Source organism: Pseudomonas sp. NPDC077408 (genome assembly GCF_050269105.1).
Lineage (GTDB): Bacteria > Pseudomonadota > Gammaproteobacteria > Pseudomonadales > Pseudomonadaceae > Stutzerimonas.
In genome coordinates, this window is the sequence record NZ_JBNNHS010000003.1 from 520,543 (window position 1) to 544,205 (window position 23,663).

General features: G+C 57.9%; 24 protein-coding genes and 1 riboswitch. Of the genes, 12 read left to right on the top strand and 12 right to left on the bottom strand.

Annotated elements, in window-relative coordinates; genetic code table 11:
- The first annotated feature begins 35 nt into the window (after window positions 1-35).
- The 3 genes from ACQKEK_RS11615 to ACQKEK_RS11625 all read left to right on the top strand — a co-directional run bounded on the left by ACQKEK_RS11615 (window position 36) and on the right by ACQKEK_RS11625 (window position 3,002).
- The gene (locus ACQKEK_RS11615) at window positions 36-1,091 is read left to right on the top strand and encodes an RNA methyltransferase (protein ID WP_046161210.1); all 1,056 of its coding nucleotides are present in this window, start codon (window positions 36-38) and stop codon (window positions 1,089-1,091) included.
- Between the two features lie 70 nt (window positions 1,092-1,161).
- Window positions 1,162-2,505 (top strand): protein kinase, encoded by a 1,344-nt coding sequence (locus ACQKEK_RS11620; RefSeq protein WP_499142716.1) that lies wholly within the window; start codon window positions 1,162-1,164, stop codon window positions 2,503-2,505.
- Window positions 2,506-2,552: 47 nt separating this feature from the next.
- The gene (locus ACQKEK_RS11625; RefSeq protein ID WP_499142717.1) at window positions 2,553-3,002 is read left to right on the top strand and encodes a 3-phosphoshikimate 1-carboxyvinyltransferase; all 450 of its coding nucleotides are present in this window, start codon (window positions 2,553-2,555) and stop codon (window positions 3,000-3,002) included.
- A 649-nt stretch (window positions 3,003-3,651) separates the two neighbouring features.
- Here ACQKEK_RS11625 and ACQKEK_RS11630 read toward each other — a convergent pair.
- Both ACQKEK_RS11630 and ACQKEK_RS11635 read right to left on the bottom strand, forming a co-directional pair.
- Window positions 3,652-3,945, bottom strand: coding sequence for a cobaltochelatase subunit CobN (locus ACQKEK_RS11630; protein WP_499142949.1), 294 nt, complete (start codon window positions 3,943-3,945; stop codon window positions 3,652-3,654).
- Window positions 3,946-4,030: 85 nt separating this feature from the next.
- A complete protein-coding gene (locus ACQKEK_RS11635; protein ID WP_499142718.1) occupies window positions 4,031-4,318 on the bottom strand; it encodes a hypothetical protein in 288 nt (95 codons plus the stop codon).
- 89 nt (window positions 4,319-4,407) lie between these two features.
- Window positions 4,408-4,540, bottom strand: a riboswitch (cobalamin riboswitch).
- Between the two features lie 158 nt (window positions 4,541-4,698).
- On the opposite strand from ACQKEK_RS11635, the gene ACQKEK_RS11640 reads away from it, so the two are divergent.
- The 3 genes from ACQKEK_RS11640 to ACQKEK_RS11650 all read left to right on the top strand — a co-directional run bounded on the left by ACQKEK_RS11640 (window position 4,699) and on the right by ACQKEK_RS11650 (window position 7,420).
- Window positions 4,699-4,917, top strand: coding sequence for a DUF2970 domain-containing protein (locus tag ACQKEK_RS11640; RefSeq protein ID WP_045427575.1), 219 nt, complete (start codon window positions 4,699-4,701; stop codon window positions 4,915-4,917).
- A gap of 366 nt (window positions 4,918-5,283) precedes the next feature.
- Window positions 5,284-6,942 carry a nitrite/sulfite reductase gene (locus ACQKEK_RS11645; RefSeq protein WP_064482224.1) on the top strand — a complete coding sequence of 553 codons (1,659 nt, stop codon included), beginning with the start codon at window positions 5,284-5,286 and terminating at the stop codon, window positions 6,940-6,942.
- Window positions 6,926-7,420: a DUF934 domain-containing protein gene (locus ACQKEK_RS11650; protein ID WP_499142720.1), complete on the top strand. Its 495-nt coding sequence runs from the start codon at window positions 6,926-6,928 to the stop codon at window positions 7,418-7,420. The genes ACQKEK_RS11645 and ACQKEK_RS11650 overlap by 17 nt, the downstream gene beginning before the upstream one ends.
- Window positions 7,421-7,689: 269 nt before the next feature.
- Here ACQKEK_RS11650 and ACQKEK_RS11655 read toward each other — a convergent pair whose 3' ends face one another.
- Together ACQKEK_RS11655 and sohB are read right to left on the bottom strand one after the other, a co-directional pair.
- Window positions 7,690-8,679 carry a YhdH/YhfP family quinone oxidoreductase gene (locus ACQKEK_RS11655; protein ID WP_128121323.1) on the bottom strand — a complete coding sequence of 330 codons (990 nt, stop codon included), beginning with the start codon at window positions 8,677-8,679 and terminating at the stop codon, window positions 7,690-7,692.
- A gap of 11 nt (window positions 8,680-8,690) precedes the next feature.
- On the bottom strand, window positions 8,691-9,716 hold the full coding sequence (sohB, locus tag ACQKEK_RS11660; protein ID WP_128121324.1) for a protease SohB: 1,026 nt from the start codon (window positions 9,714-9,716) through the stop codon (window positions 8,691-8,693).
- 180 nt (window positions 9,717-9,896) lie between these two features.
- Here sohB and ACQKEK_RS11665 point away from each other — a divergent pair, with 180 nt between their 5' ends.
- The 4 genes from ACQKEK_RS11665 (at window position 9,897) to ACQKEK_RS11680 (ending at window position 13,092) form a co-directional block, all read left to right on the top strand.
- On the top strand, window positions 9,897-10,610 hold the full coding sequence (locus tag ACQKEK_RS11665; RefSeq protein ID WP_499142722.1) for a histidine phosphatase family protein: 714 nt from the start codon (window positions 9,897-9,899) through the stop codon (window positions 10,608-10,610).
- Between the two features lie 64 nt (window positions 10,611-10,674).
- Complete coding sequence (locus ACQKEK_RS11670) at window positions 10,675-10,989, top strand: SCP2 sterol-binding domain-containing protein (protein ID WP_045427587.1); 315 nt, start codon at window positions 10,675-10,677, stop codon at window positions 10,987-10,989.
- Between the two features lie 240 nt (window positions 10,990-11,229).
- Window positions 11,230-12,297: a phosphotransferase family protein gene (locus ACQKEK_RS11675; RefSeq protein WP_045427590.1), complete on the top strand. Its 1,068-nt coding sequence runs from the start codon at window positions 11,230-11,232 to the stop codon at window positions 12,295-12,297.
- A gap of 27 nt (window positions 12,298-12,324) precedes the next feature.
- Complete coding sequence (locus ACQKEK_RS11680) at window positions 12,325-13,092, top strand: SDR family oxidoreductase (RefSeq protein WP_499142723.1); 768 nt, start codon at window positions 12,325-12,327, stop codon at window positions 13,090-13,092.
- A 61-nt stretch (window positions 13,093-13,153) separates the two neighbouring features.
- Here the strand turns inward: ACQKEK_RS11680 and ACQKEK_RS11685 are convergent, their stop codons facing one another.
- Window positions 13,154-13,801: a hypothetical protein gene (locus ACQKEK_RS11685; protein ID WP_499142725.1), complete on the bottom strand. Its 648-nt coding sequence runs from the start codon at window positions 13,799-13,801 to the stop codon at window positions 13,154-13,156.
- Window positions 13,802-14,022: 221 nt separating this feature from the next.
- Here ACQKEK_RS11685 and ACQKEK_RS11690 point away from each other — a divergent pair, with 221 nt between their 5' ends.
- Window positions 14,023-14,805 (top strand): TSUP family transporter, encoded by a 783-nt coding sequence (locus ACQKEK_RS11690; RefSeq protein WP_499142726.1) that lies wholly within the window; start codon window positions 14,023-14,025, stop codon window positions 14,803-14,805.
- Here the strand turns inward: ACQKEK_RS11690 and nudC are convergent.
- The 7 genes from nudC to ACQKEK_RS11725 all read right to left on the bottom strand — a co-directional run bounded on the left by nudC (window position 14,773) and on the right by ACQKEK_RS11725 (window position 22,697).
- A complete protein-coding gene (gene nudC / locus ACQKEK_RS11695) occupies window positions 14,773-15,606 on the bottom strand; it encodes an NAD(+) diphosphatase (protein ID WP_499142728.1) in 834 nt (277 codons plus the stop codon). The genes ACQKEK_RS11690 and nudC overlap by 33 nt on opposite strands.
- Window positions 15,606-17,288 carry a FimL-related protein gene (locus tag ACQKEK_RS11700; RefSeq protein ID WP_499142730.1) on the bottom strand — a complete coding sequence of 561 codons (1,683 nt, stop codon included), beginning with the start codon at window positions 17,286-17,288 and terminating at the stop codon, window positions 15,606-15,608. Before ACQKEK_RS11700 ends, nudC begins: the two co-directional genes overlap by 1 nt.
- A gap of 37 nt (window positions 17,289-17,325) precedes the next feature.
- The gene (locus tag ACQKEK_RS11705; RefSeq protein WP_499142731.1) at window positions 17,326-18,138 is read right to left on the bottom strand and encodes a crotonase/enoyl-CoA hydratase family protein; all 813 of its coding nucleotides are present in this window, start codon (window positions 18,136-18,138) and stop codon (window positions 17,326-17,328) included.
- Between the two features lie 195 nt (window positions 18,139-18,333).
- Window positions 18,334-20,586, bottom strand: a complete 2,253-nt coding sequence (locus ACQKEK_RS11710; RefSeq protein WP_499142733.1) for an Orn/Lys/Arg family decarboxylase — start codon at window positions 20,584-20,586, stop codon at window positions 18,334-18,336.
- 111 nt (window positions 20,587-20,697) lie between these two features.
- Entirely contained in the window at window positions 20,698-21,459 is a 762-nt protein-coding gene (dnaQ, locus tag ACQKEK_RS11715; RefSeq protein ID WP_128121334.1) for a DNA polymerase III subunit epsilon, read from the bottom strand.
- Between the two features lie 12 nt (window positions 21,460-21,471).
- Window positions 21,472-21,924 (bottom strand): ribonuclease HI, encoded by a 453-nt coding sequence (rnhA, locus tag ACQKEK_RS11720; protein WP_128121335.1) that lies wholly within the window; start codon window positions 21,922-21,924, stop codon window positions 21,472-21,474.
- A gap of 17 nt (window positions 21,925-21,941) precedes the next feature.
- Window positions 21,942-22,697 carry a class I SAM-dependent methyltransferase gene (locus ACQKEK_RS11725; protein ID WP_499142736.1) on the bottom strand — a complete coding sequence of 252 codons (756 nt, stop codon included), beginning with the start codon at window positions 22,695-22,697 and terminating at the stop codon, window positions 21,942-21,944.
- A 112-nt stretch (window positions 22,698-22,809) separates the two neighbouring features.
- On the opposite strand from ACQKEK_RS11725, the gene gloB reads away from it, so the two are divergent.
- The gene (gene gloB / locus ACQKEK_RS11730) at window positions 22,810-23,589 is read left to right on the top strand and encodes a hydroxyacylglutathione hydrolase (protein ID WP_499142738.1); all 780 of its coding nucleotides are present in this window, start codon (window positions 22,810-22,812) and stop codon (window positions 23,587-23,589) included.
- Window positions 23,590-23,663 lie beyond the last annotated feature (74 nt).

Sequence of the window (23,663 nt, forward strand, 5' to 3'; positions counted from 1 at the left end):
ACCGGTCAATGACGTTTGGCTAGAATGCGCAACCTATGCGTATCCAAGACATTCACCAGCAGCTCGCCTCGATCGGCGCCAAGCCCATCCACATTGGCCGGGTGACCCGTGCCTGGCTGAATGGCACACCGCTGGATACCGGCACGCGCCACCAACGGACGGAAGACTTCCTCCCGTTGTCCGTACGCAACGGCCTGCATGAGGTCAGCCAGTCAATCGAAGGGCTGGCCCGCCTGAGTTCCGAGCATCCGGGCTCGGATGGTTCCGCACGGTTGCTGGTGGCGCTGGCTGACGGTCAGATGGTCGAAAGCGTGCTGCTGCCCAGAGCGGGTCTCTGCGTATCGAGTCAGGTCGGGTGCGCCGTGGGCTGCGTCTTTTGCATGACCGGCAAGAGTGGCTTGTTGCGCCAATTGGGCAGCGCCGAGATCGTCGCCCAGGTCGCCCTCGCACGACGTTTCCGCCCGGTCAAGAAAGTCGTTTTCATGGGCATGGGCGAGCCTGCTCACAACCTGGACAACGTGCTCGACGCCATCGACTTGCTGGGCACCGATGGAGGCATCGGGCACAAGAACCTGGTGTTCTCCACGGTTGGCGACCGGCGCGTATTCGAGCGCTTGCCACTGCAGAAAGTGAAACCCGCTCTGGCCCTGTCTCTACACAGCACGGACGCCGCATTGCGCCGCGAGCTGCTGCCGCGGGCGCCTCAGTTCGATCCCGCCGAGCTTGTCGAGCTGGGCGAAGCCTATGCCCGCCTCGTCGACTATCCGATTCAATATCAGTGGACGCTGCTCAAAGGCATCAATGACAGCCAGGACGAGATGGACGGGATCATCCGCTTGCTGCGCGGCAAGTTCGCGATCATGAACGTCATCCCCTACAACAGCCTCGATGACGACGAGTTTCAGCGGCCAGAGGCGGATCGGATCCATCAGATCATGCGCTATCTGCATGAAAACGGGGTGCTGACGAAGGTGCGCAACTCGGCGGGACAGGACATCGATGGCGGCTGCGGACAACTGCGCGCCCGTGCGGAGCGTGTGATCCGTGCACGCCAGCGTCCGGCTGAATCGCCCGTGCTAGACGCAAATTGAACGGGTTACAGCGTGCAGTGTCCTAGCGCATTGACCCAATCCCCGGCTCCGACCGGACGCGAGAGCACGCATGCACACCTTGGCACAACTTGAACGCGGCGATCTCGCCGGAACGACCCGCCTGGACCTGTCAGAACAGCTCGAGACTTTCCCTCGAGCCATATTCGACCTGGCTGATAGCCTGGAAATTCTCAACCTATCAGGGAACCAGCTCAGCAGTTTGCCTGACGATTTGTCGCGCCTGCACAAGTTGCGCATCCTATTCTGCTCGGACAACCCATTTACCGAGCTGCCCGCCTCGATCGGCCAGTGCGCCAGTCTGGAGATGGTTGGGTTCAAAGCCAATCGCATCCGCCACGTGCCCGCTGAAGCGCTGCCGCCCAGGCTGCGCTGGCTGATCCTGACCGACAACCAGCTCGAAGCGGTGCCTGACGAAATTGGACGCTGCGACCGCCTGCAGAAGCTGATGCTCGCCGGCAACCAGCTAGCCGCATTGCCCGAATCGCTTGCTCGCTGCCGCCAGTTGGAATTGCTGCGCATCGCCGCCAATCACTTGCCAGCATTGCCGCAGTGGCTGTTGTCTATGCCGCGTCTCAGTTGGCTGGCGTTCGCCGGCAACCCGTTCAGCGATGCATTGGAATCGCAGACCTTGGCGCAGCATCCGCTGCCACCGGTCGACCGCAGGCAGATCACGTTCGGCGACGTGCTTGGCCAGGGCGCATCGGGCGTCGTTCATCGTGCTGACTGGCAAGCGCCCGGCCAGCCGAGCCGTGCCATGGCAGCCAAACTGTTCAAAGGCAGCCTGACCAGCGATGGGCTGCCTCACAGCGAGATGGCGGCCTGTATTGCCGCGGGCGAACATCCCAACCTGATCGGCATTGCTGGACCACTGGCCGAGCACACCGATGCGCTACCGGGCTTGCTGATGGAGCTCATCGATCCTTCTTACCGGGTGCTCGCCGATCCGCCATCATTAGCCAGTTGCACCCGTGACTGTTACGCACCCGGGCAGCGGTTCTCCGCCGAACAGCTGCTGCGGATCGCGACAGGTGCAGCTTCTGCAACCAGCCACCTCCACACGCACGGCATCCTGCATGGCGACCTCTACGCGCATAACCTGCTGGTCGATTCGCGCGGCCAAACTCTGCTCAGCGATTTCGGCGCAGCCTCGTTCATCGACCCGGAGACCACTGCGGGTCAGGCGCTACGGCGTATTGAAGCGCGTGCGTTCGGCTGTTTGCTCGAGGAATTACTGGACCGCTGCGATGCATACGGTCAGGACGAGCGCCTGACAACCCTTGCCACCCTGCAGCGTCAGTGCATGCAGGAAAACCCCAGCCACCGCCCCGATTTCGACCAGCTGGTCGAGCAGTTGCAGCAAATGACAGCCCAACAGAGCGTTTCGGCTAGGTAGTTGCATACGCCATCGTCTCTCTCGCTTCCCGACGGCAACCTGACGCTATGCTCGCTCCAGAATCCAAACCCGATGAAGCATCTGAACGCTACGCCAACACCCAGGATACCGTCACGCTCGACCAGGACCCGTTCGTGGTTGGACTCAAGCAACGGCTTCCTGAAGAGCTGCGCGAGACGTTCACACCGCAGCAGCTAGATGCTTTACGCAATGCCTTCGCCACCCGCTCGTGGGCCAGGCACAAGCTCGATCTGCGCGGTACCTTCAGCCTGTGGAGCAACCAGTACTATTTCGTGTTGGTTGGCGGGCGAAACAAACGCAGCCTGAGCCGAGCTCAACGGAGCCTGTCGCTGGCGGCCAAAGCCGGAGCAATCACTGCGTTCCTGTTCTTCTCGGTACTGATCGGCCTGGTCGCGCTCTATCTGGTCAAGTCGGCACTCGGAATCAACCTGCTGCCGAACTATTCGCTGGGGCTGTGGGATTGGTTCAAGGGATGACCGATAGCAGGCCTGCAGATGAAGAGTCTGCGACGATCTTCGCAGCAGCCAACTGAACAATTGATTGTCGAACACGCTACGCAACTCCCCTCGGCCGAGGCCCACGCCAGATGCCAAGCCCCAATAGCAGCAGAACGATCAGCGCAGTCAGCCAAAGGTATCGGCTGGCGCTTTGATCACCTTGTGTTTCAGCTTGATCTGGCGCGGCTGGTGGCGTGTCCGTCGCCTCCGGCTGAATCTCGCTGATACTGCTCGGTGCGTTCGTTTGCGGCACCGCGCGCAGTGCCGAATCGAGCCGAGCCTGCAGTGCGTCGCGCAATGGGTCAGATAGCTTCGGCAACAGCTACTCGAACATCGGATGATCCGGCCGGGTATGCCCACTTCCCGGCAAGCCGTGCTCAGCAACCAGGGCTGCGAACTGCTCGGCCAGCACGTGCTGGGTCGCCTTGCCGGCCTTCCAAAAGACCTTCTGAATCGCCACCAGCATGATCGCGAGCATGTTGCTTTTGACATGGACGTTGCCACCTTTCTCGAGAAAGGCATCGATTCCAAGCGCGTGTACGCGTTCGAGCACTGCAAGCTGATCAGCATAGAGATCGCGAAACAAACCGGAGGTGGTGAACATCAGCTCGCGTCGCTCGCGCCCGGTTTAAAGCAGGTATCGCTTGATGCCTTCGACGATGCCCCGGCTGTTCCACACAGGCTCTACGCCAAGCAGGGCCAGTCCGAAGGCGATCATGGCGCGTTCATCACGGACGGTATCGGATGCCCAGAGAATGACGGCCTCGCGTCCGCCCTGCTCCATTGGCCGCTGTCGCGCACGGTTGGCCAGCTCGCTACCGATACTCCAGCCGATGCGACTCGGGATCAGGCTACTGTCGAGCGCATGGAAATTGCGCCCGGTCGGTAACGCCTCCGGAGTACGGATCGGATGGTTGCAAATACCATGCGGTCATTGGTGCGGCTCATCGCCACTAACGCCTGGTCGCTGTGCATGATGAAGCGCTCGCCCGTGCTGTATCGCTCGATCAACGGTTGCAAATGGTCGACTTCCGCCCCGAATACGCCCACGACGAGCAAGCGCCTTCCACTGGCAACCATTGGGCGATCGCGGCGTCGTCCAGCTCTGCCAGTTGCTCCGGAGTCCGGGCGCTAACGGTACGCTCAGGGAATCGTTGCTTTAGCAAAGCGGCAGCTGAAGCGAACTCGGCAGCGCTGTATTGGGAAATGATCGCGTTGATCTGACTGGCACTGACCGGTGCCACTTGCGTCAGTAACAGAAGCGCTAGTGCCACGCAGCGAAAGGCGAAAGACATGCCCACTCCATCCGGGTGCAGTGGGCAACAGATAAGGCGCCTAGCCAAACCGGCACAGCGACAAAACTGAGGACGTCGCCCACCGCGACAGTTCCTGGGAAGTACGGGCTGGTATCGGGCTCAGTCGGATCGACTCTACCGTTGCGGGGGCAGCATCAGCTTGCACTGATTTCCCATTTAACCCGGACCATGATCCGGGCACCACGCACTTCAATTGTTCAACCGCTAGGCGGCCGAGGCGCGAACCTTACGCGCCGACTTAGGCAAGATCAAGCAACGACAAGCGTGACGACCCGTTGATGTCGCTAACCATCGGATTGATCTCTCCAGAAGCAGGATTGCTGACTAGACTTCAGGCATTCAGCCTCACGGAGACACTTATGGACGACGATAGGCAACCCAAGTCGCTCACGCTACGGCAGATGCTTCAAAGCATGCTGGCCGGCGCTTTGGGCGTGCAGAGCGGGAAGAATCGAGTGCGGGATTTCAGCCACGGTAAACCCAGCCATTTCATTCTGCTCGGCGTCGGCTTCACCGTAGCGTTCGTCCTGGTGATTCTGGGTATCGTCAAGCTGGTGCTCTATCTAGTCGGCGTTTAACCCGGTTATGTAGAGGCCGCCAGGTTATTGGTGGCTAACCCAGAACACTGCTGTCGCCACTGCGAGCAGGATCAGAAAGAAGATCGCGGCGGCATCTGCGCGGCTGTCATTATCATGGCGTTTCAAATGCTCTGACACAGCGGTATACCTTGTCGTTGAGGATCGCATTGATTGCAGTTAAGACCATGCATACGGAGCGCTCAAGGCCAGCGATTGAAATGCCTGAAAAGCAGCGTTTCGTTCTAAACATATTCCCAAACATCACTTTTGCGCATAAACGCTAGCTGGTATCGTGCCGGCCTCCCATCAACGGGTGCGCGGCCGTGCGCGCAGAAGCTGTAGACAGCCTGAAAAAACAGGACATTTATGTACGTATACGACCAGTATGACCAACACATCATCGAGGATCGCGTGCGTCAGTTCCGTGACCAGATTCGCCGCTATCTCGCCGGTGAACTGACTGACGCAGAATTGTTGCCTCTTCGCCTGCAGAACGGTCTGTACATCCAGCGCTATGCGCCGATGCTGCGCATTGCTGTGCCTTATGGGCTGTTGTCGTCTACTCAGATCCGCAAGCTGGCCGACATCACCCGTCGGTACGATAAGGGCTACGCCCACATCAGTACCCGTACCAACGTGCAGCTCAACTGGCCCGAGCTGGAGGATGTCCCTGACATTCTCGCCGAACTGGCAACCGTGCAGATGCACGCCATCCAGACCAGCGGCAACTGCATCCGCAATACCACCACCGACCAGTTCGCCGGCGTGGCCAAAGACGAGCTAGTCGACCCCCGCCCCTGGTGCGAGATCATTCGTCAGTGGTCGACCTTCCATCCAGAGTTCGCATTCCTGCCACGCAAGTTCAAGATTGCGGTGAACGGCGCTGCGAGTGACCGTGCAGCCATCGAGGTCCATGACATCGGGCTCGAAGCGGTCAACAACGAGGCAGGCGAGCTGGGCTTCCGCGTATCCGTGGGTGGCGGTCTTGGCCGTACGCCGATCGTAGGCAGCTTTATCAATGAGTTCCTGCCATGGCAGCACCTGTTGACCTATCTCGATGCGATTCTGCGCGTGTATAACCGCTATGGTCGTCGTGACAACAAGTTCAAGGCGCGGATCAAGATTCTGGTCAAGGCCCTAACTCCGGAAGTGTTTGCCGAGCGTGTAGAGGCCGAGTGGTCGTATTTGAAAGACGGCGCGAATACTTTGACCGAAGCCGAGGTCGAGCGGGTCAGCAAATTCTTCGTCGACCCGGAGTACAAATCTCTCGAAGACCAGAGCGCTGTGCTCGCCCAGCTTGACGCCGAGCACCCAGGCTTCGCTCGCTGGCGTGAGCGCAACGTTGTCGCTCACAAGAAACCCGGTTACGCAGCGGTTACGTTGTCACTGAAAAGCACCGGCGTAGCGCCAGGTGACGTTACAGACAAGCAGCTAGATACCATTGCCGATCTGGCGGATAGATACAGCTTTGGCGAAGTACGCAACTCCCACGAGCAGAACATGATCCTGGCCGATGTCGAGCAGTCACGTCTGTTCGAGCTGTGGCATGAGTTACGCGAACTAGGAGTCGCCACGCCAAACATCGGCTTGCTGACCGACATCATCTGCTGCCCAGGTGGCGATTTCTGCTCCCTGGCGAATGCCAAATCGATCCCGATCGCCGAAGCCATTCAACGCCGCTTCGATGACATGGATTATTTGTTCGACATCGGCGATATCGACCTGAACATCTCCGGTTGCATGAACGCATGCGGACACCACCATGTGGGTCACATCGGCATTCTTGGCGTAGATAAGAAAGGCGCGGAGTTCTATCAGGTTTCGCTCGGCGGCAGCTCAGGGCGAAATGCGAGCCTCGGCCAGATCCTCGGTCCATCCTTTGCCCAGGATGTCATGCCCGACGTGATCGAAAAGGTCATCGGCGTCTACGTGGAGCAGCGTACAGAAGATGAACAGTTTCTCGATACTTACCGCCGAATCGGTATCGACCCCTTCAAGGAGCGCGTCTATGCAGCGAATCATTAAGGACGGCCAGGTCATCGACGAGACCTGGCACCTGCTGCCCAAGGATGTGACCCTTGATGGCTTGTCCAACTGCGACGATCTGATCGTACCCTTCCAGCTATGGCTCGATCATGCTCATGCCCTCAAGGTTCGTGACGGCGGTCTCGGAGTCTGGCTGGATTCCGACGAGGCCGTGGAGGAGATTGCCGATGACCTGGAACATTTTCAGGTCATCGCACTGAACTTCCCCGCGTTCACCGACGGCCGTCATTACTCGACTGCGCGACTGCTACGAGATCGCTACGGTTACAAAGGCGAAATCCGCGCCATCGGAGACGTGTTGCGTGATCAGCTGTTCTACATGCGCCGTTGCGGCTTCGATGCTTTTGCCGTGCGCCCTGATCGCGACCCTCATGATGCGCTGGAAGGCCTGAATGATTTCTCAGTCACTTACCAGGCCGCCGCAGACGAACCTCTTCCGCTGTTTCGCCGCAGATAAGGCAGACCCAACGCTACGCTCTAAAAAACCCGCCTGTTTGGCGGGTTTTTCATTACTGGTACATCCAAAAGTTCGGATGCTCTATCCGCTCGATTGCGGTGGTAGAGTTCCTACCGAAGGCTGCCTTGATTTTCTCTGCCAGTGTTTTCATGAGCGGCTCCTGCTGCGTTGAAGTAGCGTTAGCTTCTCTCAATCGATAACAGCGGAGAAATCGGTTTTTACTATGCTCAACAAGCAAAACGCTAATAGCGTCGCGTCTGCCTATACGCTCAGTCGAGTCGAACCAACATCCTTCCGGTTTGCTGACCAGCTAAGGTACGCTCGATCGCTTCAGGCAACTGTTCCAGCGAAATCTCCTGCACCAGGTCGTCTAGATTAGGCAGCTTCCACTGCACTGAAAGCTTGTCCCACATCGAAGCCTTGACGACCAGAGGGATCTCAACCGAATCGACGCCCAGTAGATTTACCCCACGCAAGATGAACGGCAGTACGTTAGCCTGAAAATGCGTCCCAGCGGTCAAGCCGCAACATGCCACGCTCGCACCACGCTGCAGCGACTTCACCACGTTGAACAGAATATCGCCACCGACAGTATCGACCGCCCCCGCCCATTGCTCTTTGAGCAGGGGCTTCTCGGTGCCAGCCTGTAACGCGCTACGCTCAACGACTTGGGTCGCCCCAAGCTTGCGAAGAAAGTCGCCTTGTTCGGCCTTGCCCGTCACTGCAGCCACCTTGTATCCCAGGCGGGACAACAGGGCTATCGCAATGCTGCCGACCCCGCCGGTCGCGCCCGTTACCAGAATCGGCGCGTCAGTTGGCTCGAGACCTGCTTGCTCAAGTTTATCTATGCACAGTGCAGCGGTCAGGCCAGCCGTGCCGAGGGCCATGGCCTCACGCAGCGAAAGCCCTACCGGGCGCTTAATGACCCACGCTGCCGGAACCCGAATGTACTGACCGAAACCACCAGCGGTATTCATTCCAAGGTCATAACCGGTGACGATCACTTCATCACCTATGGAAAAGTCGGCCACACTTGACTCGGCAACAGTCCCTGCCGCATCGATACCGGGCGTGTGTGGAAAGCTGCGAGTGACGCCGCGATTGCCGCTCGCCGATAAGGCATCCTTGTAATTGAGCGACGAGTAGGTGACTCGGATCAGTACTTCGCCTGCCGGCAACTCGTCAGTGTCCCGTTCCATCAGGCTTGTTTCGAAACGACCACCGTTTTCATTGGTTTGCAGTGCTTTGAAGCGAGCCATTAGTAAACCCCTTATTGCCAGAAACGTTGTTCATTAAGACGCGTCCAGCCCTTCAGCACACCGTGCTCGAGGACCGTGCTTGCAGCCATGCCGAATCGCTCAGGCAGACTTTTCTTCTCTGCGTAATGCAGCTGGAACAGATCAGCCTCACGGGCCCGGGAGGCCAGGTATTCATCGCTGGTTTGCAATTCATCAACCAATTGTTTGCCGAGCGCCGCGATCCCGAGCCACACCTCACCCGTAGCGACCTCATCAATGCTCAGCTGCTGGCGATACCGCGCGACAAAGTTCTTGAACAGTTCGTGAGTGGTTTCCAGATCGTCTTGAAATTTCTCCCGACCCTTCTCAGTGTTTTCACCGAAAATGGTCAGGGTGCGCTTGTACTCACCGGCGGTCAGCACCTCGACATCCACGTCATGCTTTTTGAGCAGGCGATGCAGATTGGGCAGTTGCGCAACTACACCGATGGAACCGAGGATCGCAAATGGCGCGCTGAGAATCTTCTGACCGATGCAGGCCATCATGTAGCCGCCACTCGCAGCAACCTTGTCGACACATACCGTTAGCGGCACGCCGGCATCGCGAATGCGCACCAGCTGTGAAGCAGCAAGTCCATAGCCATGAACCATACCACCGCCGCTTTCGAGCCGTAGAACGACTTCATCTTTCGGTGTGGCCATGGTCAACAGAGCAGTGATTTCGTGACGAAGACTGTCGACGGCCGATGCCTTGATGTCGCCGTCGAAATCGAGCACAAAGACTCGGGAACGGTTTTCTGGGTTTTTCTTGGCCAGCTTGGCTGCCTTCGTTTCTTGTTTGCGCTGCAGTTTCAACTGATCCTTTTCGATCATTGATTGCTCGAGACGCTCGCGCATCGATTTGTAGAAATCGTTGAGCTTGTGTACTTCCAGATGTCCACCCGTTTGCTTGGACCGCCCACGACGCAGCGAAGCAAGCACCACCAGCACCACCAAGACAGCGGCTACCAGCGTTACCGTCTTCGCCAGAAAGCTTGCATAGTCAGCAAGAAATTCCACAGACCCTCCTCAATTAACCACGGTCGCCAGCAGGAACCCGAGTTGGCGAAAATTGCTCAAGCATACCGATTACATTACCGGCTGAGCCAGCGGAACCAGATTCAAACGAACGTATGATTTATCGTTGACACTCCACTACGATGCCCCTACGCTCGCGAAAACTGGGTGCCGGAGCAACGCATGGGCAGTATCTACCTGATCAGACATGGCCAGGCGTCATTTGGCGCAGAGAACTATGACGTACTGTCTCCAGTCGGCTTCCAGCAATCGGCAGCCCTAGGTGATTATCTGGAGCAGATGGGTATTCGCTTTGACCGCTGCGTAAGTGGGGAGTTGAATCGACAACTGGACACCGCGCGCGCAACGCTCCAGCGAATGACTCCTCCTCTCGGAAGCCCACTGCCGGCTATACAGATTGACGCTGCCTTCAATGAGTTTCGCGCCGACGAAGTGATTCGCGCACATATGGACGATCTCTTGGCCGTTGAGCCAGGGGCCATTCAGGTCTTTGGCAATGCAGCTAATCATCGTGCGGAGTTTCAGCGACTGTTCAAATATGTCATTCAGCGATGGGTCTCTGGCGATCACGAAAAGCAGGGGCTTGAAAGCTGGCAGAGTTTCGTAAGCCGCGTTCAGGCCGGATTGAGCCGGTTGCTCGAACAGGCAAGCAAAAAAGATCACATCGCCGTGTTCACGTCTGGCGGTACGATCACAGCGTTGCTGCAATTGATCGTCGGAGTACCACCTATCAAGGCGTTCGAACTGAACTGGCAGATCGTCAATACGTCAGTTAGCCGTCTGAAGTTTCGTGACCAGGACGTCGCCTTGGCATCATTCAATAGCCACGCACACCTAGAATTGCTGAAGAATCCGGAGCTCGTCACCTATCGATAAGCTCCAGCCGACCGCGGCCCCATAGCCGCACGTTTTTCCCCACGACAATAAAGGGTCATATCCGATGAGCAATGTCGACGAAACCATCCAGGGCATGAAGGCCAAATTCAACCCCAGCGCTGCGGCCGGCTTGGATCTGGTTTTTCAGTTCAATATCACCGATGCCGAAAACTACTACCTGGTCGTAAAAGACGGTACCTGCGACTTTCATAAGGGCGAATCGGCTGATGCCAACGTTACGCTGATCATGGATAGCGAAACCATGCAGGGCGTCATCAGCGGTGAAACCGACGGCATGCAGGCCTTCATGGCAGGCAAGCTGCGCGCCGAAGGCGACATGATGCTAGCGCTGAAGTTGAGCGAGCTGTTTCCGGCCTAATCTACCTTGACGTGAAAAGCCGAAGTCCCACGACTTCGGCTTTTTTATGCGCTTTTTTTAGGATTTTCCAAGCATCAGGCGCCTTGATTACGCGGCAACACCCCGACCAATAACGGCCGACTTCCCTTGGTGATGCTCAATGCGGGCATTAGATTAGGGTCGTCGGATGGTCAATGGCGCAGCGGCTCGAAGCCTGCCATAGCTGGCCATTAAGGCATCGATAATAGAAAAGGGACAAGCATGGCGCTTACTGATCAGACCAGTCGTATACGTGACGGCGAAGAACTGCCCACCGAGGCCATCGACCAGTACCTGAAATCCCACATTCCGGGACTAGAAGGTATGCCGAGTATTTCGCAGTTTCCGGGGGGGGCGTCCAACCTGACCTATCTGCTGGAATACCCGAAGCAGGAATTCGTGCTCCGCCGTCCTCCCTTTGGTCATAAGGCCAAGTCCGCACATGACATGGGACGTGAATACCGAATACTCAACCAGCTCAACGCTGGCTTTCCGTACTGCCCGAAAGCCTACGCCTATTGCACCGACGAGACGCTTATCGGGGCCGAGTTTTACGTGATGGAGCGGGTCAAGGGCATTATTCTTCGTGAGGACATGCCCGCCGAACTTGGATTCACGCCGGAGCAGACCACCGCGCTGTGCAAGAGCTTCATCGACAAGTTCGTCGACCTGCACAATGTTGACTACAACGCCTGTGGCCTAGGTGATCTGGGCAAGCCCGAAGGTTACGTCCAGCGGCAAATAAATGGCTGGATCGATCGGTACGAGCGGGCGATCACGGCTGACGCGCCTGGATGGGAGCCGGTTAAGGCTTGGCTGCGGGACAAGATGCCAGCCGATCACCACAAGCCGGGCATCATCCACAACGACTACCGCTTCGATAATGTAATCCTCAATCCGGATAACCCCATGGAGATCATCGGCGTTCTGGATTGGGAGATGACTACGCTGGGTGATCCTCTAATGGATTTGGGCAATACGCTTGCCTATTGGATAGAAGCCACGGACCCGGCGCCGATGCAGCTGATTCGCAAACAGCCCAGCAACGCGCCCGGCATGCTGACTCGTCAGCAATTTGTTGACTACTACGCCGAGCGCGCGGGTATCCGCATCGACAACTTTGACTATTACTACACCTATGGCCTGTTCCGCCTGGCGGCGATTGTTCAACAAATCTACTACCGCTACTTCCACGGTCAGACCCAGGACAAGCGGTTCGCCAAGTTCGTACAAATGAACGCCCTGCTCGAGCAAGTGAGCCTGCAGGTTATTAACAACTCGAAGCTGTAACACAGCTCACCAAAAGGAACCGACTCCATGACTAAGACCAACCTATTTGACCTGGACGGCAAGATTGCCTTCGTATCCGGCGCCAGCCGTGGCATTGGCGAAGCCATCGCCAAACTGCTGGCCCAGCAAGGCGCCCACGTTATTGTTTCAAGCCGCAAAATTGATGGCTGCCAGGCGGTTGCTGATGCGATCAACGCTGACGGTGGCAAAGCCACAGCCGTCGCGTGCCATATCGGTGAGCTCGAACAGATCCAGGCTGTCTTCGCTCAAATTCGCGAACAGTTCGGTCGGCTGGACATTTTGGTCAACAACGCGGCTACCAATCCGCAGTTCTGCCATATTCTGGATACCGACGTGTCAGCCTTTCAGAAAACGGTTGATGTGAATATCCGAGGTTATTTCTTCATGTCCGTTGAGGCCGGCAAATTGATGCGTGAGCATGGGGGCGGCAGCATCATCAACGTAGCCTCGATCAATGGCGTCACGCCGGGCAACTTCCAGGGTATTTACTCGGTCACCAAAGCAGCGGTGATCAACATGACCAAGGCTTTCGCCAAGGAGTGCGCACCCCAGGGCATTCGCTGCAATGCCCTACTGCCAGGCCTCACGGACACCAAGTTTGCCTCGGCCCTGGTCAAGAACGACTCGATCCGCGAAGAAGCGCTACGTCATATCCCACTACACCGTGTTGCGGATCCCAGCGAAATGGCGGGTGCTGTGCTCTATCTCGCCAGCGATGCATCGAGCTACACCACGGGTCTGTCGCTCAATGTAGACGGCGGCTACCTCGCCTGATCAAGCGACTTATACAAAGGGAACCATTTAGGTTCCCTTTGTTTTTTGCGGAGCTTTCTAGCTACCAGCCCTTCATCGCCTGCTCTGCAGCGACGCTCGCCGGTTTCGCCAACAGCCCGGCAGGCGTGATCTCAAATGTGTAAACGGCGTTATCAGCGATCGGTAGATAGCTAACTCGGCGCAGTTGCGCATCGAGCATTAGCGGAGTGCACTCGCACCGATGCAACCACGCCCAGAAATCCACTCCCGCCCGGCTGTTTCCCAGCTGCACATATGGACGACGCGCCTGATCCTGTTGCTCGACGGCCAGGTAGCGACCTGAAAGGCGCTCCAACCGATAGCCAGGCTCCAACCCAATGAGCGCCGCCAGCCCCTTCCAGTGAAGCGCTCGCAAGTCGAGCTGCCAGAGATCGCCTTCAAGCGTGACAAAGCGAGTGCTCTGCCCCTCTTGCACCTGCACCCGATAACGCTGATGACCATCGGCCTGAAAGGTCAGCGAAGCCAGCGGCGTGTCATCACTCAACGGCTGATAAGTCGTGATGTCCCAGGCGACTAGGCCAACTAGGCCAGCCAGCGAAAGTACCAGCATTCCGAGGGTGCCACGCAACCAGCCGAGCAACCAGTGCCCACCCACAAGTAACCGCACCGCGACCAAGCCACTGAGCAGTGCAAGTAACGCGACAACCACCGCAAGCCCTATATATTGCATAGCCCGCAAATCCACCGAAATCCGACGGAGCATTATCGATACGGTCAATCAGAGCAGCCAGTACCAGAAAGGAACACTGGAGACGAGTCGACATTCTGTTGTTTGCCATTCGCTCAACCAACCCGAACCGCAGCACTAGGAGGCGCTTGTCGTTGGCTTTACAAAAGCGCAGCCGGCATGATGCGCCATCTCCGTTACCGATTCTGCTATGAGTGTTTCACATGCTGACCTTTGAGCTTGCGACGGACCCACTGGTATTGGCCGCCCTCATGGCCGTCGCCTTTCTTGCCGGCTTTATTGATGCCATAGCTGGCGGAGGTGGCCTATTGACGCTTCCCGCTCTGCTGACCGCAGGCTTGCCGCCGCATCTGGTTCTAGGCACCAACAAACTGTGCGCAACCTTTGGCTCAGCTACGGCAAGCTTCACTTTCTATCGCAGAAAACTATTTCATCCACAGCAATGGCGATCCGCGCTCTTAGCGACTGCTATAGGGGCAGCGCTGGGCGCGGGTTTGGCACACATGATCCCGGCACGCTGGCTCAATCAGGCACTACCTTTGGTGGTATTTGCCTGCGGGCTATATCTGCTTTTCGGGCGTATGCCAACCACACCTCGACCGGGCGCTGAGCCAATAGCCCAACATCGACAGTGGCCACAAGGCCTGACCCTAGGCTTCTATGACGGCATAGCGGGGCCCGGCACGGGAGCGTTCTGGACCGTCAGCAGCATGTTGCTCTACCCGCTCGACTTGCTAAAAGCCAGCGGCGTGGCTCGCAGCATGAACTTCGTCAGCAACGGTGTTGCACTTGCCGTATTCATCGCTGGCGGGCAGGTGGCCTGGGGGCTAGGCATCGGCATGGGGCTCGCCCTGATGGTCGGCGCATACCTTGGTGCGCGCACAGCAATCCAGGGCGGATCAAAATTCATCCGACCGATCTTTATATCGGTGGTGCTGGCACTGAGTCTGCGGCTAGCCTGGCAGCATTGGTTCGGTACGGCCTAGACGTCGTGCCAGATACAGATCAATCAAGTAGCGGGCGATGGATTTGTGAGCAGGCAGCGCAGGCAGATCATGGATAGAAAACCAGCCCGCATCCTCAATCTCTTCAGGCTGCATCACAATTTCTCCTGACGCATATTCTGCGTGAAAGCCAAGCATCAATGAGTGTGGAAACGGCCATCCCTGACTGCAGATGTACTGGGGCTCATGGATAGACACCCCAACCTCCTCGTGGACTTCCCGCCTGACGCACTGTTCGACTGACTCGCCGGGCTCAACGAACCCAGCAAGAGTGCTGTATACCCCGGGGGCAAAGCGCGGTGAACGTGCCAGTAGCAGCTCGTCGCCTCGCGTTACCAAAACAATCATGCTCGGCGAGATGCGAGGGTAGTGATGAATGCCACAACTCTCGCACTGCATCGCACGCTCCGTAGCATGCTGGCGCATCGGGTTGCCGCAGCTGCCGCAGAAGCGATGATGGCTTGCCCAGGTGCCAATCTGCGCAGCGAAGCCGAGCATACGAAACCTTTCGGTATCGTCATCATGCATCATGAATTGACGCAGCCCCTGCCAGCCAGCGCCGGGCACTTCGACCGGGTGCGCTAACTCCATTAGAAACACTTGGTCGCCATCGAAAAAACCCAAGCCTTGCTCGCTGAGCAACGGTAGGTCGAGGCGTTTCAGCCAATCTCTGGGAAACAGCACGCCATTTGCGTCACAAAGAAACCCCTGCTGGCAATGAACGACGGCCCATCCACCGCCCATTGCCGGATCAAGCAGTGCTGGCTGCCACCGTAAACTCATCAGGCAGCCACCGGGAGACCCAGTGCCCGCACACTTTCGGTCGCGAGATCCAACACGCTGATCCGTGATTCGTCGCGCCGCAGTATCGCTCCGCCGTCGAGATAATATTCGAGGCTGGTCAACGCGTCGGCCAGGGTTTCAAGCATTTGCTCTGGTGGCATTTGCACGCCCTCGAGCATCTGCTTCTGAATAAAGTCGGCACAGGCACCAATCAACTCAGCGGCGCGATCCTGTTCTAGAAAACGCAGCCCGCCACGAACAGCCATCAAACTGAAAGGAACATTGGCCAAGTGTAACTTTTCCCCGTTTGATTCCAGGTACGCTGTGATGGCGCGCTTGGCCAAGGCCAAACCTGCGGTCGCCTCGCCGATCACCACGATGCAAGCTTCGGTGAGCTGATGGTTGGCGAATGCTTCAGCCTCTTGGCCTGGCTGTGCAATCTGTGGACGCGAATCAAAGCGCTCGCCGCGCTCCAGGCTAGCCACCATGCTCTCGACATAGAGCACCGCATCGGCCAATTTCAACAGCGCCTGGGGCTCGGGCAGTTGTTCGACGCTCCAGCCGGACACCACCGAGAGCTGGGCATGCAAGGTACTCGATGCCGAGGACAAGCCCACCATTCCCAACGTCTTCGCCAGTTTGCCTAGCAGACTATGCAGGTTTGGATACGACTCAGCCGGTGCGGTCTGGCGCTCGATGAGATCCAGTAAGTCTTTGAGACTCGCCAGCTCTTCACGGATCGCCGACGACAGCGAGCGCATTACAGCCTGCCCGGGCCCCGCCAACCGCTGGGATTCATCCTCGAGAAGATGGTCGGTGAAGGGTAACGAACCAAGCGAAAACGTCTCCCGTACCTGACTTGCTAATGGCCCATTGCTTTCGGCTAATGCAACGAGATACAGCAGCTCCTTGAGCAGAACCCGCGGTGGTTCGTAGGCATCATGACTGCTGAGCTGACGAAGTTCACGGTCAAGCCTGGAAAACAATTGCTTGCGTGATTGGCGCGGCAACAGTTGGCCATCCAGCTGGGCCTCCAAAGCTGCGCTCCCCAACCAACACAGGCGACCACCCGCCGAGTTTGCGAACAGCAGATCCAACCGGCCCAGCGCACGCGCCATAAGCTTAAGGCTGGCCGAGGCATTGTCTTCACGAATGAAGCCGAGCAAGCCCACCTGATACATTTGACGCAACCTGCGCGCCTCTGCCGCACGCGCAGCGGGCTCGCGCACCGCAGCCTCGATTGGCGGACGCGCATGATCGAGGCGGACGCTAAAGAAGAAGCTTTCCGGTAACGGCGACTGGCCACTAACCAACCGCAACGCATTGATTGGCGGCAGCAGCAGTTCGGGCATTTCCTGCCGGCTGGCGTCGACGCTTTCGAGATAACGTCCTAACACATACAGCGCGTTACTCAGCGCTGCCAACTGACTGTCTCGATCTTCCCCCGCTCCTACGGGGATGTCTGTCGCCAGCTGGAGTATTTCCTGCGCGAGCAGTTCGGCGCCGGTCAACTCGATAAGCCGCAGCGTGCCGCGAACCTGCTTGAGATTCTCGACAGCCTGCTGCAACAGACCGCTATTGTTTCTGTCGATGATGAAATGCTCGAGGCTCTGCTCGGCTTCTTCCATGGTAGCGAACAACTCATCGCGAACCAGGCTGAGTGAAGTAGCTCCGGTAACCATGCCTAGCGCGCCTCCCGCGCAACGTTTGAATGATGCATCAGTCAGCGAAATCCGGTTTCTGCTTGCTCATATGGGCAGCCATGGCCACCTTCAGGTCAGCCGACTGAAGCATCGCTGCGTTCCAGGTGGCGATGTACTCGAGCCCGTCATCGACACGGTGGTCGCGCATATAGCGAATCATCTCCTTGGTCCCGCGAATGGCGACTGGTGACTTCGCGGCGATATCGGCCGCCAGAGCGAAAACCCCAGCCATAAGGGATGGTTGGTCGGTGTAAGTTTGATTGACCAGGCCGATGGCCTTCGCTTCCTGCCCGTCAACGTTACGCCCGGTGTATGCGAGCTCGCGCATCATGCCGTCGCCGATGATTCGAGGTAGTCGCTGCAGCGTACCGACATCCGCCGCCATCCCCATATCGATTTCCTTGATCGAAAACTGCGCATCGAGCGTGCTGTAACGCATATCGCAGGCAGCGATCAGATCGATCGCACCGCCGATGCAGTACCCTTGGATGGCCGCTATGACCGGCTTGCGGCAATTATCCACCGCGTTGAACGAGCTCTGAAGCTTGAGAATCTGGCGACGCAGGCGTTCGGCGTTGCGGCCCACATCGCTACCCATCTGGGTCGCGGCTTGCGCCAATAGTTGAAGATCAATACCGGCTGAAAAATGCTTTCCCTCGCCCGACAGCACCACTACCCGAATGTCGTCCGTATCTTCGATCCATTGGAAGATATCGACAATTTCGCTCCAGAATGCAGCATTCATGGCGTTGACCTTGTCAGGTCGGTTAATCGCTACATGGGCGATCTTGTTCTTCAACTCCACACGGAAGGCTTGGTAGTCGGTCACGCTATCATCCTCGACAGCCGAGGCACTCAGTGCCTGAACGGGTTCGACAGCCCCACACAGGGAGGACTGCTCTCAGCCGAACAACTATAGCAACAGCCGAGTGAATGTCGATGCGGGACGATGTGAAGCAGCCCACGCCCTCGCACATGATCTTCTTTGACAAGCTGCGATACCGGCTGGATGGGCCGAGTCACGCTACCCCTCAAGGATGCAGTCGACTGTATAACCTACCCCGTCAGGGTGCTCCTCGCGCTGCAGTCCATGTACATCAGCATCGAACCCAGGAAACTGCGCGGCGAACCGCTGAGCGAAGGCTAGGTAGTCGAGTATCGAGCGCGTTTCGGAGGTGAAGCGCTCGCCCGGCATGATCAGGGGAATCCCTGGCGGGTACGGCACCAGCATGACTGCGGCGATGCGACCTTCCAACGCCTCGATGGAGACTGCCTCAACCTCGCCGCGTACCAGCTTGTCGTAAGCCTCGGCCGGCTTCATTGCCAACGCAGGCAGAGCGGTGTACATCCGCCTCATCGCTCTTGCGGTGGCGTTCTTGCGGTAACAATCATGGAGCGAGTCGCACAGATCCCTCAGCCCCATCCCTAAGTATTGGCTGCCGCCTGCCTGCACCACAGTCGGCAACGCATCGCATAACGGTACGTTGTCGTCGTAGTGTCTCTTGAATTCCAGTAACTCGGTCAGCAACGTGCTCCATTTACCCTTGGTGATACCCATGGAAAACAGCACCAGGATCGAATAGAGACCGGTTTTCTCAACGACCAGTCCCCGCTCCCAAAGAAACTTGCTGACCACTGCCGCTGGAATGCCCCGCTCGATCAACGTGCCACCGGCGGTCAACCCGGGCGTTACCAGGGTGACCTTGATCGGATCGAGCAGCACGTAATCATTGGCGACATCCCCGAAACCATGCCAATCCGCTTCCGGCTGCAGCAGCCAGTCGCTGGTGACCAGTTCGTCCGCCCCATCTGCCGAAGCAGGCTGCCAGATGCTGAACCACCAGTCATCTGGCGCCAGATGCTGTCGCAGGTTAGCCAATGCGCGGCGAAAGCTCAGCGCCTCGTCGAAGGTTTCCTGGATCAGTGAGCGACCCGCGGGACCTTCCATCATCGCCGAGGCGACATCGAGCGAGGCAAGGATGCCGTACTGCGGGGATGTGGAGATATGCATCATGAAGGCTTCGTTGAAGCGATCACGATCCAGCTGTCGCTGCTCACTGTCGAGGACATGAATCATTGATGCCTGGCTGAAAGCCGCGAGCACCTTGTGCGTCGAATGGGTGGTGAATACCAGCGGCCCTTGCTCGCGAGTGTCCATCCCGTAACGCCCGTCGTAGAACTCGTGAAACGCGGCGTAGGCGTACCAGGCCTCGTCAAAATGCAAGACATCTACGCTATTGCCGAGGGTCCGCTTGATCAGGTTAGCGTTGTAGCAAAGGCCGTCGTAGGTAGAGTTGGTCACGACCGCCAACTTCACTCTTGGCGAGCGCCCACGGGTGAGTGGGTTGGCATCGATTTTGGCCTGAATCGATTCCGGCGAAAACTCCTCGAGCGGAATCGGACCAATGATTCCGAGTTCGTTGCGTGAGGGCGTTAGATAAAGGGGAATTGCGCCGGTCATGATGATCGAATGCAGTATCGACTTGTGGCAGTTACGATCCACCAGAACCAGGTCGTCTCGGGCCACCATCGAGTGCCAAACGATCTTGTTTGCAGTTGAGGTTCCGTTGATTACGAAAAACGTGTGATCTGCACCGAAGTTTCGGGCCGCTCGGGCCTCGGCTGCTGCTAACGGACCAGTGTGGTCGAGCAGCGAGCCAAGCTCAGGCACCGACACCGACAGGTCGGAGCGCAGCGTGTTCTCGCCAAAGAATTGATGGAATGCCTGGCCGACCGGGCTCTTGCGAAAAGCGACACCACCGCCATGGCCAGGCGTGTGCCACGAGTAGTTGGAGTCCCCCGTATGCTGCACCAGCGCGCGGAAAAACGGCGGCAACAACCCATCCAAGTAGCTCCGCGCGGCGCGAGCGACCTGCCGGGCGAGAAACGGGACGGTGTCCTCGAACAGATAGAGCAACCCGCGCAGCTCGTTCAGGTCCGCCATCGCCTCAGCTGGCGCATTCTCGATGGTGATCTGCTCACCAAGCGCAAAAATTGGTAGCTGAGGCGCACGCCGGCGTGCGACCCGTATCAGCCCCACAACATCCTGTAATAACCGTTGGTTTTCGCCAGCGCCTTCTGCAGCAACCAGGATGCAGGCCAGCCCGTGATGGGTTGACGCGACAATTCGACCCTCTGCAGCACTTCCCGTCGGGAGAATATGAAAGCCGTCCCGCTCAAGCTCGGCTGCTATTTCTCGTACTCGCTCGCCAGCGACGGTATCGGCCTTGATGTCACGGTGAACAATGAGGATGGGGAATTTGAGGTCTTTATACATGAGGGCGTCCTGGGGGGAGTCCTCTCCAGCGTAGAGGCTCTACCCGCAAGCACCAAGCTAGAATTTATTGCGCCGCGCCGAAGCGTCTGTGAGCGCGTCGACGCCGACGCCTCAGGCCGGCAATGCTTCCGCCTCGTTGGGGACGGGTTGCTCCAACTGAACCCAGAGGGGCACAGCACCCGCTGCCTTCTCGATAGCCTGCATGCGTGCCGCATGCGCAGCGACTTCTTCCGCATTGGCGCGGATCACCAAGGTACCGGGGCGGTCAGCTGGCAACCGGCGGATAGGCGTAGGCTGCTGACGGCCGCCGCTTTCGGAACCGGCGCCATCACCCGCCAGGGACAGGTTGGTTTGTCCACCCGTCATTGTCAGGTAGACGTCGGCGAGGATCTCCGCATCGAGCAGCGCGCCGTGAAGATCGCGACCCGAGTTGTCGACCCCATAGCGTTTACACAACGCATCAAGGCTGTTGCGCTGGCCAGGATGCCGTTCACGGGCCATCAGCAGGGTATCGAGGATGCTGCAGTGATCGCTTAGCTCGGCACGATCCTGCTGACCGAGCAGGGCAAACTCGTTATTGATGAATCCAACGTCGAACGCTGCGTTATGGATGATCAGCTGGGCGCCTTTTATGAATTCGAAGAACTCATCGGCAACCTCCCTGAACCGAGGCTTATCGGTCAGGAACTCATTGGTGATCCCGTGAACAGCGATCGCGCCCTCGTCCACCTCACGATCCGGCTGCAGATAGACGTGATAATGCCGGCCGGTAAGGCGACGACCGATGACCTCAACACAGCCTATCTCGATGATCCGGTGACCATCGGTTACTGGCATACCAGTGGTTTCGGTATCGAGTACTACGCTACGCATATTTCACATTACTCAGGCAGGTTGTCGTTTGGCTTGTACTACGCCGCGATTGGCCAGGAGATCGGCGCGCTCGTTCCCCGGGTGCCCCGTATGTCCGCGGACCCACTGCCAACTCACCTCATGGCGGTTGACCTGCTCATCCAACAGCCGCCAAAGATCAGCATTTTTGACAGGTTGTTTGGCGGCGGTCTTCCAGCCGCGCTTCTTCCAGTTGGGCATCCAGTCATTGATGCCCTGCATAACGTATTGGGAGTCGGTTACCAGCTTTACCTGGCAAGGCCGCTTCAGCTCTTCCAGTGCACGGATGGCAGCCGTCAACTCCATGCGGTTGTTGGTGGTTTCCGCCTCGCCACCCCAGAGCTCACGCTCCACGCCCTTGTAGAGCAACAGCGCACCCCAGCCACCCGGGCCAGGATTGCCTTTGCAGGCACCGTCGGTATAGATCTCGACCGTTTCGTCACTCATGAGAAATTCTTTGCCTATTACTGTTCGGCGTCCCGGCGACTGACCTTCGCCACAGGCATCGGTAGCAGCTGCCCCATGCGCTCACGGCGGCTTTGCCGCACAGGTCGCAGACCTACCATAAGCTTTCGCGCCACAAGCAGGTAGAAACCTCCCGTAGGCAATTGCGACCTTTGTGCCGCGTTCTCCAGACCGGATAACCGCGCCCGCCATTGGCTCGACGAAAGCGGCGGACAATAGCATCCGAACTGCCGTTTCTCCAGCGAGAATCCAAGCAGGTTCAACCAGTCACCTACTCGCGTCGGACGGATGCAACGAGCGTGGCGAAACGCCTTGCGTGACAGCAAGCGTGTCGCACCCCAGGCACTCCAAGGATTGATCCCGACGATCAGCAAATGCCCTCCCGGCCGGACGCTGCGGGCGGCTTCACGCAGCAGGGCGTGCGGCGACAGGCTGAAATCCAGACCATGCTGAAGCACAACAACGTCAGCAGCATGTTCGCCGATCGGCCAGGATTGCTCCTCGCAGATGATTTCAACACCTGCAAGTGGCGGCCCTAGGCGGACGCTGCGTTTGATTTTCTGCGGCTCGATCGCAGTATTGGCAAATGGCCCGTAATGCACCAGGTAGCTGCCAAAACACCGCGACAGCTGTTGATTGATCACTAACTGCTCGTGTTCAAGCAGTTGTCGACCTGACGGACCATCGAACCAGGCACTGGCATTGTCCATCAGCGACAGCCAGCGTTCGTCCGATTTGGCACAAGACTCACTCATGGCTAGCCTCCATTCGTCGGTTTGGCGGACCCGATCAATACGCCCTATCGGTTCAACTCTCCGATTCGGCTGTTAGGATGCGCTTTTGCTAATGACTTGGCGACCCGTGCATATGTTGAAGATAGACGCTCTGCCCGCCTTCACCGACAACTACATCTGGTTGCTGCAGGATCCTCAAAGGCGTCTCTGCGCAGTGGTAGACCCGGGTGAGGCTACCCCTGTTCAGCAATGGTTGGACACTCGCCCCGGCTGGCAATTGACTGACATTCTGATCACCCATCACCACCACGACCATGTAGGCGGAGTCGAGCAGCTCAAGGCCCAATATGGCGCAACGGTCTATGGCCCAGCGAGCGAAAATATACCGGCCAGAGATCATGCGCTGGTCGACGGGCAGCGCATCCGCATTCTCGGCCAGGAATTAGAAGTTTTTGAGGTCCCGGGGCATACCAGCGGTCACATTGCCTATTTTCATGACGACGCCCAAGCGCCCTGGTTATTGAGCGGCGATACGCTGTTTGCCGCAGGTTGTGGCCGCCTGTTCGAGGGCACCGCCATCCAAATGTTCACATCACTGCAACGGCTTGCCGCACTGCCTGCAGCTACCAAGATCTATTGCACCCATGAATACACGCTGAGCAACCTGCGGTTTGCTCAGGCAGTCGAACCGGAAAACCCTGATATCGCTGAACGTCTCGAACAGGTCGTCCGCCTGCGTGAGGCAAAGCGCATCACGCTGCCCTCTGACTTGGGTACTGAACAAACCACCAACCCCTTCCTGCGCTGCTGGGAGCCTGGAGTGGTAGCCGCAGCAAGTCGACATGCCGATCGGCCACTGGAGACAGCGGAAGCCGTGTTCTCAGTACTTCGAGGTTGGAAAGACAGCTTTTAATGAAGATCGACCAGTCGCCAAAAACCGAGGCGTCGGGTTGACCCACCGCAGCGGCATTCCTACACTCCCTCGAA

Coding starts and splice junctions, on each gene's coding strand:
- ACQKEK_RS11615 (WP_046161210.1), top strand. CDS start 36: ATGCGTATCCAAGACATTCACCAGCAGCTCGCCTCGATCGGCGCCAAG.
- ACQKEK_RS11620 (WP_499142716.1), top strand. CDS start 1,162: ATGCACACCTTGGCACAACTTGAACGCGGCGATCTCGCCGGAACGACC.
- ACQKEK_RS11625 (WP_499142717.1), top strand. CDS start 2,553: ATGCTCGCTCCAGAATCCAAACCCGATGAAGCATCTGAACGCTACGCC.
- ACQKEK_RS11635 (WP_499142718.1), bottom strand. CDS start 4,318: ATGTCTTTCGCCTTTCGCTGCGTGGCACTAGCGCTTCTGTTACTGACG.
- ACQKEK_RS11640 (WP_045427575.1), top strand. CDS start 4,699: ATGGACGACGATAGGCAACCCAAGTCGCTCACGCTACGGCAGATGCTT.
- ACQKEK_RS11645 (WP_064482224.1), top strand. CDS start 5,284: ATGTACGTATACGACCAGTATGACCAACACATCATCGAGGATCGCGTG.
- ACQKEK_RS11650 (WP_499142720.1), top strand. CDS start 6,926: ATGCAGCGAATCATTAAGGACGGCCAGGTCATCGACGAGACCTGGCAC.
- ACQKEK_RS11655 (WP_128121323.1), bottom strand. CDS start 8,679: ATGGCTCGCTTCAAAGCACTGCAAACCAATGAAAACGGTGGTCGTTTC.
- ACQKEK_RS11665 (WP_499142722.1), top strand. CDS start 9,897: ATGGGCAGTATCTACCTGATCAGACATGGCCAGGCGTCATTTGGCGCA.
- ACQKEK_RS11670 (WP_045427587.1), top strand. CDS start 10,675: ATGAGCAATGTCGACGAAACCATCCAGGGCATGAAGGCCAAATTCAAC.
- ACQKEK_RS11675 (WP_045427590.1), top strand. CDS start 11,230: ATGGCGCTTACTGATCAGACCAGTCGTATACGTGACGGCGAAGAACTG.
- ACQKEK_RS11680 (WP_499142723.1), top strand. CDS start 12,325: ATGACTAAGACCAACCTATTTGACCTGGACGGCAAGATTGCCTTCGTA.
- ACQKEK_RS11685 (WP_499142725.1), bottom strand. CDS start 13,801: ATGCAATATATAGGGCTTGCGGTGGTTGTCGCGTTACTTGCACTGCTC.
- ACQKEK_RS11690 (WP_499142726.1), top strand. CDS start 14,023: ATGCTGACCTTTGAGCTTGCGACGGACCCACTGGTATTGGCCGCCCTC.
- nudC (WP_499142728.1), bottom strand. CDS start 15,606: ATGAGTTTACGGTGGCAGCCAGCACTGCTTGATCCGGCAATGGGCGGT.
- ACQKEK_RS11700 (WP_499142730.1), bottom strand. CDS start 17,288: ATGGTTACCGGAGCTACTTCACTCAGCCTGGTTCGCGATGAGTTGTTC.
- ACQKEK_RS11710 (WP_499142733.1), bottom strand. CDS start 20,586: ATGTATAAAGACCTCAAATTCCCCATCCTCATTGTTCACCGTGACATC.
- dnaQ (WP_128121334.1), bottom strand. CDS start 21,459: ATGCGTAGCGTAGTACTCGATACCGAAACCACTGGTATGCCAGTAACC.
- rnhA (WP_128121335.1), bottom strand. CDS start 21,924: ATGAGTGACGAAACGGTCGAGATCTATACCGACGGTGCCTGCAAAGGC.
- ACQKEK_RS11725 (WP_499142736.1), bottom strand. CDS start 22,697: ATGAGTGAGTCTTGTGCCAAATCGGACGAACGCTGGCTGTCGCTGATG.
- gloB (WP_499142738.1), top strand. CDS start 22,810: ATGTTGAAGATAGACGCTCTGCCCGCCTTCACCGACAACTACATCTGG.